Raw genomic sequence first — 14,529 nt, 5'->3', positions numbered from 1 at the left:
TCTCCTACTTGTTGTTATTGGAGTTGCTTATCAGGTTTCCTTGACGCCGAACTTTTTGCCGACGAACTGAGCCAACATCACCAGCATGAACAGGACGATGATAAACATCACACCCAATGCGGATAACTCGACATATTGCCCGTTTTCCCATAGCTCCCAGATTTGGATGGATACCACTTCAGTGCCGGGGCTATACAGAAGAATGGAAGTTGAAAGTTCGCGGATCGAGACGATCATGATATAGATCCAGCCCGCCATCAGTCCCGGCTTCAACAAGGGCAAGATAATGCGCCAGAACGTGGTGCTCCAGGAGGCGCCACTCATCGCCGCCGACTCCTCCAACTCCTTATGGATCTGCAACATCGATGTAGTGTTGTAACGCAACCCATAGGGTAAAAAACGGGTCACATAGGCGAGAAACATGATCCACATAGTTCCGTAGATACCGATGTCCACGTTCAAATAGAACACCATGATCGCCAGGCCCAGAACCAGTCCGGGAAATACCATCGGTAGCGACGCGAGGTTATCCAACATCCAGCGGCCAGGCAGTTTGGTTTTGACGACGATCCAGCAAATCACCGAGGTCAACAACATGATCAGCGTTGCACTGCCTACCGCCAAAATCAGGCTGTTCCATACTGCATCGATCAGCGTCGGATAGTTGATGATAAACTTGTAAGCATCGAAGGTCAGGTTATGCAGCGCGGCTATCGACGGAACACTGTAATACTTCTGAAGCGATGACCAAAGGAGAACCAGAAACGGCAGTACGACAATCAATGCGAAATACAGGATAAAAAGACCAGCCGTCACATAGCGCCATTTGCCCAGGTCCATCGTGCGTGGCCGAAATCCCTTGCCTGTCACCGTCGAGTACTTGTTACCCTGGCTGGAAAGACGGGACTGGAAATAGACACCCACAGTGGTGATCAGCAACAGCGTGACCGCATAGGACGATGCCAGGCCAATTTGGCTCGGATATTGGTGAATCGCATCGTAGATCGATGACGTAAACACCTGAATACCCACCGGAAGGCCAATAAGCGCAGGCACCTCGAAGGACTCGATCGAACGCACGAACATGATAAGTAGTGTCGCAAAAATCGCCGGCCATGCGAGCTTCAAGGTAATCCGCCAAACAATCTGGAGAACGCTGGCGCCACTCATCATTGCTGACTCTTCGAGTGAAGGGTCCATTGAGCGGAAAGCGGCCGTCATGATCAGGAAGGTCATTGAGGAATAATGCAAGCCATCAACCCAAATCATTCCCCACATCGAGTAGATGTTGAAAAATATGTGTTTGGTTTGAAACAGATCCTGCAACATCAGATTGAGAATACCGATCTTCGGGCTAGCCAGCAGAATCCAGGACACTGTAAACAGAATGCCCGGGATAATCAGCGGGATGATCGACAACGAAAAGAACAGGGATTTGAGCGGTGTGTTGGTCCGTTCATTCATCCACGCGAGCGCAGTGCCGACGATAAACGCAAAAATCGATGTACCGGTTGCGAATTGGATCGAGTTGACGAACAGGGTAAATGTCTCGGAACTCGTGTATGCCTTGATATAGTTTTGCAGCGTAAACTGCGCCGCGCTGGCCGCGGTTTGCGGAGTAAAGAAACTTTGCCATAGCAAAAAAATGAGCGGCATAAGTGCCAGATAGGCCACAACCAATATGCTGACGCCGATAACGACCCATTTGAGATCAATACGCCATCGTCTGGGTTCGCTTAACGGCGAAACGGAGCTCCGTTCTACAATATCCATTGGAAATACCTCCCTTTCTGAATAGCGTTGATGGTTAACGGGTTTTGTGATGTTTTCATGATTTCCTCAGCTTCTGCGGCTGTCGCTTGTTATCTAATAAATCTGAAAATTTATTTTTCAAAAAAGAGCTTCTTCACCTTTATCTTTTCTTTCGTCGAGGCAGGACTAAACCGTGATCCACGAAAGCGGGTCAAAGTGCTATCTGCTTTGCAACTGAAAGACACCCGGCTCATCAGGGCCGGACAATTGTTATCTTTGCCGGCAATACAAATCGGCAAAATAGCAACGCACCATGTACATGCAGCGCGCACTGTCTTTTATCGATGAAGTACAAAGCGATAGGGTCTTTTTATTCGCCAGGCGGATAAACCAGACCCGTCACGCTTTCCTATCGATCTTGTTCAGAAACTCCAAAATACGCGCTGGGGCCGTTTGCTCCGTCTGGTTTTCCGGCAAAACCTCCCAATATTCCGCGCCGGGCGAACACTCTTCCAGATAGCGTGCCGCCGACACGGAGTGGGAAGCATCCCGCCCCGGTATGATTAAGGTAGGGATATCCAGACACATCAGGTCTTCAGGCTCGGCACCGGGCGCAGTGTCACGGTCAAATAAAGTCCTCGATAGCCCGGCTATAATCAGCTTGTATTTCGCCACGCCCATGTTCCTATAGTGGGCGGCGAACTCAGCGGAACTTCGTATCACCGGGCCCCACGGACCGGAGCGTGGGTCTTTGCCGAAGCCCTGCGTTGTGCTTTTCGCTAAGCTGACGACACCCTCAAGTCCATGTTCCTCGACATAGGCAAGATGAATGGCAAACCGCCGATGCGCGTTGAGGCGAAAGCCAGGTCCACCCACGGGCCAGTACTGAACCATGCTCAGCGTCTTCGCGGGATAGGCCGTGGCAAAGGCCGCTACCGGGCAACAGCCCATGCACCCACCCAGCAGATGGGCTGCCTCATAACCCAGATGGTCGAGTAGGCCCTTGCCTTGCGCGGCATAGTCAGCCCAGGTGATTCGCTCGACACGACCGCCGGAATTTCCGGTTTCCCGCCGATCAAAAAGTATGCAGGTATATTGGTCAGGCAGGTGGTCGAGCAATTTAACTTTTGCATAGATGCCCAGTGTCGACCACTTATCCATCGTTGCGTCAAAACCACCGGGGGCAAACATCAACAGTGCCGGGCCGCTGCCGACCACTTTATATTCGGTTTGAATTCCATCAATGATAACTGAAGGCATGTCGCTCTCACTTATTAACAGGCGGCGCGCCCTTGATTTGGCGGGCGGCGCGCACGTCCTCGCTAAAGGCGGTAATGGCGTCGTAGGTGATCCGGGCTACGTTGGCGTAGGTTTCGATCTGCTCATCCAGATGCTTGGCGGCATAACCGATTGCCGCATGCCCCATACGCACCCGGCCATCCAGCCAAGGCCCGCCGCCGAACCCGCCGATGACTGGTATCTCGACGGCGGCAGCGGCGGCAGGGCCGACGATCGAGCCGGAGTTGGTGAAATCCAGCATGACGGCACCGGCTTTCTCCAGCATCTTCGCCTCGGCAACCAATCGGTCGAGCATGGCGGCCGGCACTTGAGCCCCCGCTTTGGACATGGCCGAATATTCCATGCCATATTGGAGCGCGGTCTGCGGTGTGATGCCGAACTGCGCCCAGACAGGAATGCCGGCCCGGGTCAAAGCGGTGACAGCCTCAGGAAAGTCCGCGGCCCCATCGAGCTTTATCATGTCGACGCCCGCTTCTTTTACCAGCCGGATCGCGGCACGAACCGCCGAGTCCACGCCCTCCTGCAGAGGACCATAAGGAAAGTCGCAACTGACCAGCGCCCGCCGTGTGCCGCGCCGTACAGCCTGGGCGACAGTCAACATCTGATCCATGGTTATCTCCAGCGGATTGGCCTGGCCCCAGAGATTGATGCCCACGGTATCGCCTACCGAGACAATATCGACCCCGGCCCGATCCACGATCTGCGCCATTTGATAGTCCCAGGTCACCACGCCTACTATTTTTGTCCCTGACTTCTTCATCTGTTGCAGTCGCGGGATAGTCATCTTCTCAGTCATCTGCCTGCCTCCTTATTCTCTTTGTTATTGACTTGTATTATTTTCCCCTGGCCTTCAACGCAGCATCCAGGCGTGGATATACACGGCGAGCATTACCTTCGAAGACTTTATAGCGGTCGGCCTCGGACAACTCCAGCGCGTCGATATAACGTTTGGTATCGTCAAAATTAAACCCGCTCAGGGGATCGATGCCCTTTACCGCACCGAACATTTCCGAAGCGAACAATATGTTCTCTATGTCGATAACCCGAAACAACAGATCTATTCCCGCCTGATGATAAACGCAGGTATCAAAAGACACATTACGCATAATATGTTCGGTTAATGGCGGTCGTTCCAACATATCGGCCAGTCCGCGATAACGTCCCCAGTGATAGGGCACGGCACCGCCGCCGTGCGGAATGATCAAACGTAAATCAGGAAAGTCGTGAAACAGGTCACCTTGCAAAAGCTGCATGAAAGCGGTGGTGTCCGCGTTAATATAATGGGCTCCGGTCGCGTGAAAATTCACGTTACAAGAGCCGGAGACATGGATCATCGCCGGGATATCGAGCTCCACCATCTTTTCAAAAAACGGGTACCAGGCTCTGTCCGTCAATGGCGGACCTTGCCAGTGCCCACCAGAGGGGTCCGGGTTCAGGTTACAGCCAACGAAGCCTAACTCCAGCACACAGCGCTCCAACTCTTCTATCGAGTTTTTGATCGGCACATTGACTGATTGTGGTAGTTGGCATACACCAATGAAATGGTCTGGAAAGAGCCGGGTAACTCGGTGAATCAGGTCATTATTAATGCGCGTCCATGCTTTTGAGACTGTCTCATCGCCAATATGGTGCGCCATGGTCGAAGCTTTCGGAGAGAATATCGTCATATCGACCCCACGCTCGCGCAGCGCCTGAAGTTGATTATTCTCTATGCTTTGACGCACTTCATCGTCCGAGACATTCTTCAGGCTCGGCAGCGACCTGGAGGGGTCATTAAAGTGCTCAATCTGAGCGTCGCGATAATCCTGCAACTGCGGAGGGGCGGTGGTGTAATGCCCATGACAGTCGATGATCATTCCGGTGGTCCTTTATATTATTAATAATAATCAGGCTTTTGGCGCCCGATCCAGATACCTCAGGCCTTTTGCCGCCAATGCTGGCCGCATATTATTCATGTCCAGCCCTAGTTCGCCGGCGGCATAACGGCGGCGAATATCTGCTTCTCTTTCTTCTCGGGCCTGAGATTTAATCAAGATTTCGGCAGCCTCGGATCGGGCCACTACGACCACACCATCATCATCCGCCACGATAATATCGCCGGGGTTGACTAACTGGCCGCCGCATACCACGGGAATATTGACACTGCCTAAGGTTTCCTTGACCGCGCCTTGAGCCGAAATGCATTTGGACCAGACAGGAAAACCCATTCGAGTCAGGTCAGCAATATCGCGACAGCCCGCATCGATAATCAGACCTTTGACGCCGCGCGCCTGCAATAATGTGCCTAACAGGTCGCCAAAATAACCGGCATCGGAATAAGAAGTAGGTGCGACGACCAGGATATCTCCCGGTTGGCATTGTTCTGCGGCGACATGGATCATCCAGTTGTCGCAAGGCGGCACTGAAACCGTTACCGAAGTGCCGGCAATATGTGCCCCGGCATAAATCGGCTTCATATAGGGAGCCAATAACCCTTTGCGCCCTTGCGCTTCATGCACCGTGGCGACACCGTACTGGGCAAAAGCCTCGGCTTGCTCGGCGCGGTCGATATTTTGAATCACTACAGGGTTATTCACAGTGCCTCCCTCCAGAGCTGTTCTTATCCAGCAGGTCCATGGCCGGGCTGGCAGCGCCGACGGCACAAGCCTCCATCCCGGCACGCAGCCGTGCGGTGTCAAGGTTACGGCCGATAAAGACCAACTGACTGTGGCGCTTTTCGCCAGGCGCCCAAGGGCGCTGAAAGTCGCCTTCGAGCATCATATGCACCGCCTGGAACACCAGCTTGCGACTCTCTCCGGCCGCGTCGATAATGCCCTTGGCGCGCAAAATATCCTGGCCGTTTTCCGTCAGATAGACGGTTAGCCAATTAGAGAGCTTCTCTGCGTCCATCGGTCGCTCACTCTCCAGTACCAGACTTTGTATCGTCCGGTCGTGGCGATGGTCGTGTGGATGGTGATCGCAGTGCTCGTCATGCACATGGTTTGCGTGACCCTGCTGATGAGGGTCGAGAAAATCGGATTCGAGCGCGGTGATGCGCTCAAGATCGAAACTGCCTATCCCTAATATGGCGTGCAAGGGAACATCTGCGCGATTTGCCCGATGTATCGGACTAAACGGATTGATTCTTCGTAACCTTGCTTCAATAGAGGACAGATCGGCCTCTGGCACCAGCGCAACTTTATTCAAGATAATCTGGTCGGCAAAAGCGATCTGCTCTTCTGCTTCAGCACTGCTCTCCAACGTTTGCAAGATATGCCTGGCATCCACCACGGTGATAATACTGTCGAGTGAAAGCTGTTCCTGCAGGATAGGATCGATGAAAAATGTCTGGGCCACCGGGCCGGGATCGGCAAGTCCTGTCGTCTCGATAATGATGGCATCAAAATTCGATTGCCGCTCCAACAGGCCATGCAAAGTACGGATCAAGTCCCCTCGAACCGTGCAGCAAAGACAACCGTTGTTCATTTCGAACAACTCTTCGTCGGTCGAGACGATTAAGCTTGCATCAATACCGATTTCACCGAACTCATTAACGATCACCGCATATCGTCGTCCGTGGTCGCCGGTCAAGATACGGTTAAGCAATGTGGTTTTACCGGCACCCAGAAACCCAGTGAGTAATGTCACCGCAATACGCTCAGTCTTCATCGAGGAGCTCCCGGCCCGGCGCCTACTTCCACGGCATCAAAGAAACATGCACCACACCTTCTTCGCCTTTACCCGCAACCGATTGAATAGCCAGATCGGTATCTTCAAGGCCAAATCGATGGGTAGTCAGCAACTCCAGCGGGAAACGCTTGGAGGCCAACTGCTCCAGCGCCAACTCGCAGGATCGGTAGTTATGACCGCGAGCGGACTTGATCGTAATGTATTTGGTCGCCACTTTACCCAGCGGGAAATTCGGGAAGTCGCTCATCTCGCCCTGAATAAGCAATGTCCCGCCCTTGCGCTTCATGGCTTCAATACCGAGAAGCACGGGAATGGTGCCCGCTCCCGCGGTGCAATCCAACGACACATCTACGCCTTCGCCATGGGTGATATCCCTGATACGCGCCAGCGGATCTTCCTCATCAACAATGATGGTGTAATCGGCGCCCAACTTCTTCGCGATCTCCAACCGAGCCCTGTCACGCGAAGTACCAGTGATGATAATCAGCGAAGCACCTGCCTGTTTACAGGCTACGACTTGCGACAACCCCTGCTGTCCAGGCCCCTGGATCAATACGCGGGAGTTATAACCGACGTTGCAATCGAAGAGCGCCCACTGAATGCCATTGGCCATCGGTGTCACAATGCCTGCCAGCTCAGCCGAAACACCTTCCGGCACTTTATGAATGACCGCATTCCAAGGCAGGTACATATATTGGGCAAAACCACCCCATAAATGCGGCGCTCTCGCGGCAGAGGTGTAGCCATAGCGAATCGCATCGGGATTGCTACGCCAGTCGGTGGCCGGGCAAAGACGGTATTCGCCCGCGTGACACCACTCACATTTAAAGCAGGGCACATAGTGCTCGACGAATACCAGATCCCCTTCTTTGACCCCTTTGCGCTCCATGAACTGCCGGCCCGCACCGCAAATGTAGCCGATGTTCTCATGACCCATTATGACGGGCTCATCGGATGGGGGTTTGCCATACAGCTTGACGTCAGTCCCGCAGATCCCGGCCACCTCGACTCTCATCAAGGCACCGTCATCGGGTACGACGGGCATGGGATATTCGACGATTTCGGTTTTGTTGGCACCTGTACGGACGGCTGCTTTTACCTGCTCTGTCATAGCGTTCTCCATTCCCCGGCGGATGTTATTTTTTGGCATCCTAGCAAGCCAATCGCCTTAAATCAAAACAATGTTCCACATAAAGAAACACTCTGACGGCAGCCTGCCCTGGTGGAGGTGAACGAAAACCGCACATTGGCACCCCTGAAACCCCAGCGAAATCAAGCCTCACGGTCGTATGACAAGCGCGTATGCAGATGTAGGACGTCGCCCAATGGAAGCGTCAGACCAAAAATATCCAAGACACCACCCACTGCTGTCGTGCGATGGCTTGACTGAGTGGGGACGCCCTGCCACTATTCCACATAACGGACATGCGTTCCGCATAAAGGAAAGCCATGAGACGCAGAAAGTCATCGACCAGGAGGTCGGGCGCCGTCGGTCTGTACAACTACAAGAAATTTACTTCGTTTGGCCGCCACTGCCGCTTAGGGGATATACATGCCGATCACTGATCATTTAGCACTACCGCTCAAAGGAACAGCCACCTCTGGATCAAGTCAAACCCATCTTTCCTTCACACGTAGCGAGTGGAAACGTCTATCTGGTTTATATGGCGTTATCATTTTGCTGCATGTTCTGGGCTGGGGCCTGTATCTCTATTATTCGGTCCGGTATCCGGCATTGGTCGGCCTTGGATTTGTTGCCTATGTATTCGGGCTGCGCCATGCCTTTGATGCGGACCATATTTCCGCAATCGACGACACCGTCCGCTATATGCTGCAAAAGCAAAAGAAACCATTGGGTATCGGTTTTTTCTTTTCCCTGGGCCACTCGACAATTGTTGTCTCGCTTGCCATAGCCATTACGCTCGCGGCGGCGGCCATTAAGCAAGACTTGCCGCAAATGGAAAACCTGGGGGGGCTCATCGGTGCGGGTGTATCCGGTACATTCCTGTGGATTATCGGAATAATCAATCTCTTGGTGCTGCTGGATATTTTCAAAGTCTGGGGCCAGGCCAAAACCGGAAAACACAGCCACGCGCATCTTGAAGAACTGTTGATGCGGCGCGGCTTTATGAACCGGCTTTTTGGCGGCAAGTTAACCAAGGTCATAAACCATAGTTGGCAGATGTACCCCATTGGCTTGCTGTTCGGTTTGGGGTTCGATACCGCCTCTGAAATCGGTCTGTTGGCGCTGACCGCGGGAGCTTCCGCGGGCGATCTGCCTGCCCCTGCGGTACTGGCGCTGCCTATCTTGTTCACCGCTGGCATGACAATGATGGACACCACGGACGGAGTTCTTATGTCCAAAGCCTATAATTGGGCATTCCTTAATCCACTTAGGAAAATCTTCTACAACATCATCACCACCAGCCTGTCGATCACCGTGGCGCTAATCATCGGGACCGTGGAACTGTTACAGGTTTTCACAAGCATGCTGGATCTGCATGGGTCTTTCTTCGACTTCATTGCCGATCTTAATTTCGGAAAACTCGGCTACGTGATTGTTTTCCTGTTTCTGGGCGCATGGGGACTTTCAGTGGTGGTGTGGAAGCTTGGCCGTATCGAAGAACGCTTCAAGACCGTTGCCCACTCACATGAGCATGCCCATGAAGGCGGAGAAGTTCATAAACATGGACATAAACATGAGTAAGTTTTTTATCAACTGATGTTAGGGTTCCAGGCATGGAGTGGCGGTGCAGCGGCGCGAGGCCCTTGGCGTTCAGGCGACCCATGCTCCAGGTGACTTCGGTATCACCACGAACCATAAGGGACTCCATATTTCTCGATGTATTCCTTGGAAGTTGTGGATAGTGGTCGATGCCTGCCGCCTGACGTACCGTCATAAGGCCCCACTTTCACCACCCAGCCCTGCACCCGTGCCACGTCGATGGGTTTCAGGCATGCTCCCCCAAGCCAGACCCTGGCAATGCCGCCTGGAGCCAGGCCAACCGTCAGCATGTTCCGATAATCCGTGATCCATTTTCCATCGGCGGCGCAGTACGCTTTCTCACCGACAAGCATGGCTTGCCGGGTGGTCTCGGGAATAACGATATAGGCCTCATAGGTCTGCGGCTCCACCAGCGATTGCCAGCGCACATAAATCAGCCGCGGTAAATCAGCCCCCAGGACGCGCTTGGTTGCACCGGCCCCTGGATGCTGAGGCCAACCACGCGGATTGCCCTTGAAGTGCTTCGGCGAGTTTCCGGCCACGCCGCTCATGGCGCGACGGTAGGCCCGGTCCCGGATATCCACCGCATCGGCGGTTTCGATCCACACCTCCATGTAGTTGGGGGCAAACAATCCCAGGTACCACGCGTCATACGGCAAGCGCCCGGTACCATGGACGCAGCCGCTCAACCACAACAGCACGCCGCACAGCAGCAAGCCTTTAAGTGGGTTCATGGGTGGTACTTCGCCCGTTGATTACCCTCGGCGGGACGGTTGATGAACACCGCCTCCAGATCGCTGTTATTCCATCCTTTGGCGGCATTCCAATGGGCCGAGAGATGAATGTAATGGCGGCGCAACAACGCGAGGTCCTCGGCGTTCAGGAGAGTGAAGGGCTCATGTAAGGCATAGGCCTGCAACTTGGCGGCGATGGGCTGGAGTTCGGTAGGCAAGGCGAGGGCTGGTGTATCTGGAACGGGATCAAACGCCACCCCGGCACGCACGCCCAGCTCACGCATGATCCGCAGGTACACCAAGGAGAGTTCGCCGCGCACCTGACGTTCGCCCGCGATGGCCGCATAAACCCGCTTTTGTGCTGGGGTATCGCGGCGCCGGTGTTGGGTTCCCGTGTCCCAGGTGACAATGCTCAACCCCTCGTGCGGGATGTAATGCTGCCAGTAGTCTTGGCTACGTTCGAGGCGCTGCTGGGTACGGCGATAAGCCTCGCTATGTTCGTTGGGTTCCTGGGGCGGGCTGAAGCTGCTGTCGGGTTTGCTCAGCAACAGGTTTTCCGTGGACAACGGCAAGGTAACCGCCGCCAACATCGGAATGGCAGCCCGGTACAAACAAATCAGTGTCGGTACGGGTGAGCGAGAAGTTGTGACGATGCTCGTCGTTGGCCACCAGTTGCACCACCTGACGAGCACTGCCTGGAGCCAGGCGTAGATTCACGCCAGGATTAAGGGCGTTGTGCGGACTGAAATCATTGCTCAGCGGGGCGACGATGCCGGCCACGGTATCGAACAGGCCGATAAAATTGAGGATAACGTCGCTGCCGGCACGCTAGGCGAAGTTGGTGTTAAGCAGTGGCGAGCCCACTGGCAAGGCTCGGGCCAGCAGGCTGCCTGCCCCTTTGAGCAGGTCATTGGCGCAGTGTCGAGCTGCCGCCGCGTCGCGACTAAAGCCAAACGCTAGTGGCCTGTACGGTGAGTTCGTTAGCTCAAATTCGGATGCCATAAGTCCATGGCCAAGGCGCTGTGACGAGTCATAGCCGGGCTATGGCGAGGAACAGTAACGCAGGCCAGGAATTTATGACGCCGAAATGGACTCATAGAACTCACCACACAGGCCACTAGACCCTTGCATTTGCCCCGAAACCTGCTGTCTGCTAGTGTCGCGAGGGTTTAACGCCTATCGAGATCGCCGCCATGGCCCGCAAAAAAGTTTCCCTGGATTTCGAACAATCCCTCGCCGATCTGCAAACGCTGGTCGAGCGCCTGGAAAACGGCGAGCTGTCGTTGGAAGAATCGCTGACCGCTTTCGAACAAGGCATCCGCCTGACGCGTGAGTGCCAGGGCGCCTTGGCCCAGGCCGAGCAGAAGGTACAAATCTTGCTGGAGCGCGATGGCGAACTGGCCGAAGAACCCTTCGACACGGAACAGTCAGAATGATCAAAGCCTACTATGCCCGCAGCCAGCAGCAGGTTAACGCCGCGCTGGACACTTTGTTCGTCGCCCCGAGCGCCGAACTCGCCCGCCTCTATGAGGCCATGCGCTACAGCGTGATGAACGGCGGCAAGCGTGTGCGCCCGCTGCTGGCCTATGCCGCCTGCGAAGCCCTCGGCGGCCTGTCGGAACAGGCCCACGGCGCAGCCTGCGCGGTCGAGCTGATCCACGCCTACTCACTGGTCCACGACGATTTGCCGGCCATGGACGATGACGATCTGCGTCGCGGCCAGCCGACCACCCACAAGGCCTTCGACGAAGCCTGCGCGATCCTCGCTGGCGACGGTCTGCAAAGCCTGGCCTTCAGCGCCCTGCTCGACCCACGCCTGGGCGATCTGAGCGCCGAGACCCGCCTGACCATGGTCAGTACCCTGGCCCAGGCCGCAGGTCCCGCCGGCATGGTTGGCGGCCAGGCCATCGACCTCGGGTCGGTGGGCCTCAAGCTCGACCAGAAAGCTCTGGAATACATGCATCGGCACAAGACCGGAGCACTGATCGAAGCCAGTGTGATCCTCGGCGCCCTTGCCAGCGGCAATGCGCAGAAAGATGCGCTCAAGTCCCTGCGGACCTACGCCCAGGCCATCGGCCTGGCGTTTCAGGTGCAGGACGATATTCTCGACGTCGAAAGCGATACCGCGACCCTCGGCAAGCGCCAGGGCGCCGATATCGCCCGGGACAAGCCCACCTACCCGGCTCTGCTCGGCCTCGACAACGCCAAGGCCTACGCCCTTGAGCTGCGCGACCAGGCGCTGCACGCCCTGCAGCCGTTTGACGCGGCCGCCGAACCGCTGCGTGAGCTGGCTTGTTATATCGTCGAACGCCGCAGCTGACCTGGCGTTGTCCCAGGTCCTTCGCACGCTCAAAGGACCATCATCCGACCTGTCGATGCGACAGCGCGTGGGCAGCACGCGCTCCATAAGGTAAACTGCCGCGTCTTCATACCTATAACGATTCGCCTGATGCCCACGACGTTCCATGAGATTCCCCGCCAGCGCCCGACCACGCCCCTGCTGGACCGCGCCGATACGCCGGCCGGTCTGCGCCGGTTAGGTGAAGCCGAGCTGGAAACCCTGGCCAATGAGTTGCGCCTGGAATTGCTCTATTCAGTCGGCCAGACCGGTGGGCATTTCGGCGCCGGTCTCGGCGTCATCGAACTGACCATCGCGTTGCATTACGTTTTCGACACCCCGGATGACCGGCTGGTGTGGGACGTGGGCCATCAGGCGTATCCGCACAAGATCCTTACCGGTCGTCGCGAGCAAATGCGTACCCTGCGTCAAAAGGATGGCCTGGCCGCTTTCCCGCGCCGCTCGGAGAGCGAATACGACACCTTTGGCGTCGGCCACTCCAGCACCTCCATCAGCGCCGCCCTCGGCATGGCGATTGCCGCCCGGCTGCAGGACAGCGACCGCAAGGCCATCGCGGTGATCGGCGACGGCGCGCTGACTGCCGGCATGGCGTTCGAGGCGCTGAACCACGCGCCGGAAGTCGACGCCAACATGCTGGTGATCCTCAACGACAATGACATGTCGATCTCGCGCAATGTCGGCGGTCTTTCCAACTACCTGGCGAAGATTCTTTCCAGCCGCACCTACGCGAGCATGCGCGAGGGCAGCAAGAAAGTCCTTTCGCGCTTGCCCGGTGCCTGGGAAATCGCTCGCCGCACCGAAGAGTATGCCAAAGGTATGCTGGTCCCCGGCACCTTGTTCGAAGAGCTGGGCTGGAACTATATCGGCCCCATCGACGGCCACGACTTGCCGACCCTGATCGCCACTCTGCGCAATATGCGTGACCTCAAGGGCCCGCAGTTCCTGCATGTGGTCACCAAGAAGGGCAAGGGCTTCGCCCCGGCGGAAGTCGATCCGATTGGCTATCACGCGATTACCAAGCTCGAACCCCTGGACGCTCCAGCAACAACGCCGAAGAAGGCCAGCGGACCGAAGTATTCCGCGGTGTTCGGTGAATGGCTGTGCGACATGGCTGCCGCCGACTCACGGCTGGTGGGCATTACCCCCGCCATGAAGGAAGGCTCCGACCTGGTGGCCTTCAGCGAGCGTTTCCCGCTGCGCTACTTCGATGTGGCGATTGCCGAGCAGCACGCGGTGACCTTTGCCGCCGGCATGGCTTGCGAAGGCGCCAAGCCGGTGGTGGCAATTTACTCCACCTTCCTGCAACGCGGTTATGACCAGTTGGTGCATGACGTCGCGGTGCAGAACCTCGACGTACTGTTCGCCATCGACCGGGCCGGCCTGGTGGGCGAAGATGGTCCGACCCACGCTGGCAGTTTCGACCTGTCGTACCTGCGTTGCATTCCCGGCATGCTGGTGATGACCCCAAGCGACGAAAATGAACTGCGCAAGATGCTCAGCACCGGCCATCTGTACAACGGCCCCGCAGCCGTGCGTTATCCACGCGGCACCGGTCCGAACGCGACCATCGAGAAAGGCCTGGAACCGATCGAGATCGGCAAGGGCCTGGTTCGCCGTCAAGGCCACAAGGTCGCCCTGCTGGTGTTTGGCGTGCAATTGGCCGAAGCACTGGTGGTCGCCGCAAAGCTCGATGCGACCGTGGTCGACATGCGTTTCGTCAAGCCGCTGGATGAAGCGCTGGTGCGCGAGATCGCCGGTCGCCATGACCTGCTGGTGACTATCGAGGAAAACGCCATCATGGGTGGTGCCGGCGCGGCGGTCAGCGAGTTCCTGGCGCGTGACAACCTGCTTAAGCCGATCCTGCACCTGGGGCTTCCGGATGCCTATGTCGAACACGCGAAGCCGGCGCAGATGCTGGCCGAGTGCGGGTTGGATGTGACGGGGATCGAAGCGTCGGTCATCGCACGAATGCAACTGCTCGACCTGTAGAA

15 protein-coding genes are annotated in these 14,529 nt (G+C 56.2%); 5 read left to right on the top strand and 10 right to left on the bottom strand.

What is annotated here, in order from left to right:
- Positions 1–30: 30 nt before the first annotated feature.
- The 7 genes from BMX68_RS07590 to BMX68_RS07560 all read right to left on the bottom strand — a co-directional run bounded on the left by BMX68_RS07590 (position 31) and on the right by BMX68_RS07560 (position 7,831).
- Positions 31–1,773, bottom strand: a complete 1,743-nt coding sequence (locus BMX68_RS07590; RefSeq protein WP_017131336.1) for an ABC transporter permease — start codon at positions 1,771–1,773, stop codon at positions 31–33.
- A 378-nt stretch (positions 1,774–2,151) separates the two neighbouring features.
- Positions 2,152–3,012 carry an alpha/beta fold hydrolase gene (locus BMX68_RS07585; protein ID WP_017131335.1) on the bottom strand — a complete coding sequence of 287 codons (861 nt, stop codon included), beginning with the start codon at positions 3,010–3,012 and terminating at the stop codon, positions 2,152–2,154.
- Between the two features lie 7 nt (positions 3,013–3,019).
- Positions 3,020–3,847 (bottom strand): 3-methyl-2-oxobutanoate hydroxymethyltransferase, encoded by an 828-nt coding sequence (locus BMX68_RS07580; protein WP_017131334.1) that lies wholly within the window; start codon positions 3,845–3,847, stop codon positions 3,020–3,022.
- A 37-nt stretch (positions 3,848–3,884) separates the two neighbouring features.
- A complete protein-coding gene (locus BMX68_RS07575; protein WP_017131333.1) occupies positions 3,885–4,907 on the bottom strand; it encodes an amidohydrolase family protein in 1,023 nt (340 codons plus the stop codon).
- 30 nt (positions 4,908–4,937) lie between these two features.
- A complete protein-coding gene (locus BMX68_RS07570) occupies positions 4,938–5,627 on the bottom strand; it encodes a 4-carboxy-4-hydroxy-2-oxoadipate aldolase/oxaloacetate decarboxylase (protein ID WP_143063253.1) in 690 nt (229 codons plus the stop codon).
- The gene (locus BMX68_RS07565) at positions 5,620–6,699 is read right to left on the bottom strand and encodes a CobW family GTP-binding protein (RefSeq protein WP_017131331.1); all 1,080 of its coding nucleotides are present in this window, start codon (positions 6,697–6,699) and stop codon (positions 5,620–5,622) included. The genes BMX68_RS07570 and BMX68_RS07565 overlap by 8 nt, the downstream gene beginning before the upstream one ends.
- 22 nt (positions 6,700–6,721) lie before the next feature.
- The gene (locus BMX68_RS07560; RefSeq protein ID WP_017131330.1) at positions 6,722–7,831 is read right to left on the bottom strand and encodes a zinc-dependent alcohol dehydrogenase; all 1,110 of its coding nucleotides are present in this window, start codon (positions 7,829–7,831) and stop codon (positions 6,722–6,724) included.
- Positions 7,832–8,272: 441 nt separating this feature from the next.
- On the opposite strand from BMX68_RS07560, the gene BMX68_RS07555 reads away from it, so the two are divergent.
- The gene (locus BMX68_RS07555; protein ID WP_074862002.1) at positions 8,273–9,427 is read left to right on the top strand and encodes a HoxN/HupN/NixA family nickel/cobalt transporter; all 1,155 of its coding nucleotides are present in this window, start codon (positions 8,273–8,275) and stop codon (positions 9,425–9,427) included.
- A 101-nt stretch (positions 9,428–9,528) separates the two neighbouring features.
- Here BMX68_RS07555 and BMX68_RS07550 read toward each other — a convergent pair whose 3' ends face one another.
- Genes BMX68_RS07550 through BMX68_RS26295 form a run of 3 tightly spaced genes read right to left on the bottom strand, consistent with a single transcriptional unit; the run spans position 9,529 to position 10,959 of the window.
- Positions 9,529–10,179 (bottom strand): DUF2931 family protein, encoded by a 651-nt coding sequence (locus BMX68_RS07550; RefSeq protein WP_074861999.1) that lies wholly within the window; start codon positions 10,177–10,179, stop codon positions 9,529–9,531.
- Positions 10,176–10,769 carry a hypothetical protein gene (locus tag BMX68_RS26300; RefSeq protein ID WP_256218774.1) on the bottom strand — a complete coding sequence of 198 codons (594 nt, stop codon included), beginning with the start codon at positions 10,767–10,769 and terminating at the stop codon, positions 10,176–10,178. Before BMX68_RS26300 ends, BMX68_RS07550 begins: the two co-directional genes overlap by 4 nt.
- Positions 10,672–10,959: a hypothetical protein gene (locus BMX68_RS26295; protein ID WP_074861995.1), complete on the bottom strand. Its 288-nt coding sequence runs from the start codon at positions 10,957–10,959 to the stop codon at positions 10,672–10,674. The genes BMX68_RS26300 and BMX68_RS26295 overlap by 98 nt, the downstream gene beginning before the upstream one ends.
- Between BMX68_RS26295 and BMX68_RS26290 the strand changes: the two genes are divergently transcribed.
- The 4 genes from BMX68_RS26290 (at position 10,915) to dxs (ending at position 14,527) form a co-directional block, all read left to right on the top strand.
- Positions 10,915–11,139 (top strand): hypothetical protein, encoded by a 225-nt coding sequence (locus BMX68_RS26290; protein ID WP_256218773.1) that lies wholly within the window; start codon positions 10,915–10,917, stop codon positions 11,137–11,139. The genes BMX68_RS26295 and BMX68_RS26290 overlap by 45 nt on opposite strands.
- A gap of 233 nt (positions 11,140–11,372) precedes the next feature.
- Entirely contained in the window at positions 11,373–11,615 is a 243-nt protein-coding gene (locus BMX68_RS07535; protein ID WP_017129933.1) for an exodeoxyribonuclease VII small subunit, read from the top strand.
- A complete protein-coding gene (gene ispA / locus BMX68_RS07530; RefSeq protein WP_017129932.1) occupies positions 11,612–12,499 on the top strand; it encodes a (2E,6E)-farnesyl diphosphate synthase in 888 nt (295 codons plus the stop codon). Before BMX68_RS07535 ends, ispA begins: the two co-directional genes overlap by 4 nt.
- A 129-nt stretch (positions 12,500–12,628) precedes the next feature.
- Positions 12,629–14,527 (top strand): 1-deoxy-D-xylulose-5-phosphate synthase, encoded by a 1,899-nt coding sequence (gene dxs / locus BMX68_RS07525; protein ID WP_017129931.1) that lies wholly within the window; start codon positions 12,629–12,631, stop codon positions 14,525–14,527.
- Positions 14,528–14,529 lie beyond the last annotated feature (2 nt).

Origin of the sequence: Pseudomonas agarici (genome assembly GCF_900109755.1) — a bacterium.
GTDB lineage: Bacteria > Pseudomonadota > Gammaproteobacteria > Pseudomonadales > Pseudomonadaceae > Aquipseudomonas > Aquipseudomonas agarici.
The sequence above is the reverse complement of the archived record's forward strand: the minus strand, read 5'-3'. Positions and strand labels throughout refer to the sequence as shown.

Coding starts and splice junctions, on each gene's coding strand:
- BMX68_RS07590 (WP_017131336.1), bottom strand. CDS start 1,773: ATGGATATTGTAGAACGGAGCTCCGTTTCGCCGTTAAGCGAACCCAGA.
- BMX68_RS07585 (WP_017131335.1), bottom strand. CDS start 3,012: ATGCCTTCAGTTATCATTGATGGAATTCAAACCGAATATAAAGTGGTC.
- BMX68_RS07580 (WP_017131334.1), bottom strand. CDS start 3,847: ATGACTGAGAAGATGACTATCCCGCGACTGCAACAGATGAAGAAGTCA.
- BMX68_RS07575 (WP_017131333.1), bottom strand. CDS start 4,907: ATGATCATCGACTGTCATGGGCATTACACCACCGCCCCTCCGCAGTTG.
- BMX68_RS07565 (WP_017131331.1), bottom strand. CDS start 6,699: ATGAAGACTGAGCGTATTGCGGTGACATTACTCACTGGGTTTCTGGGT.
- BMX68_RS07560 (WP_017131330.1), bottom strand. CDS start 7,831: ATGACAGAGCAGGTAAAAGCAGCCGTCCGTACAGGTGCCAACAAAACC.
- BMX68_RS07555 (WP_074862002.1), top strand. CDS start 8,273: ATGCCGATCACTGATCATTTAGCACTACCGCTCAAAGGAACAGCCACC.
- BMX68_RS07550 (WP_074861999.1), bottom strand. CDS start 10,179: ATGAACCCACTTAAAGGCTTGCTGCTGTGCGGCGTGCTGTTGTGGTTG.
- BMX68_RS26300 (WP_256218774.1), bottom strand. CDS start 10,769: ATGTTGGCGGCGGTTACCTTGCCGTTGTCCACGGAAAACCTGTTGCTG.
- BMX68_RS07535 (WP_017129933.1), top strand. CDS start 11,373: ATGGCCCGCAAAAAAGTTTCCCTGGATTTCGAACAATCCCTCGCCGAT.
- ispA (WP_017129932.1), top strand. CDS start 11,612: ATGATCAAAGCCTACTATGCCCGCAGCCAGCAGCAGGTTAACGCCGCG.
- dxs (WP_017129931.1), top strand. CDS start 12,629: ATGCCCACGACGTTCCATGAGATTCCCCGCCAGCGCCCGACCACGCCC.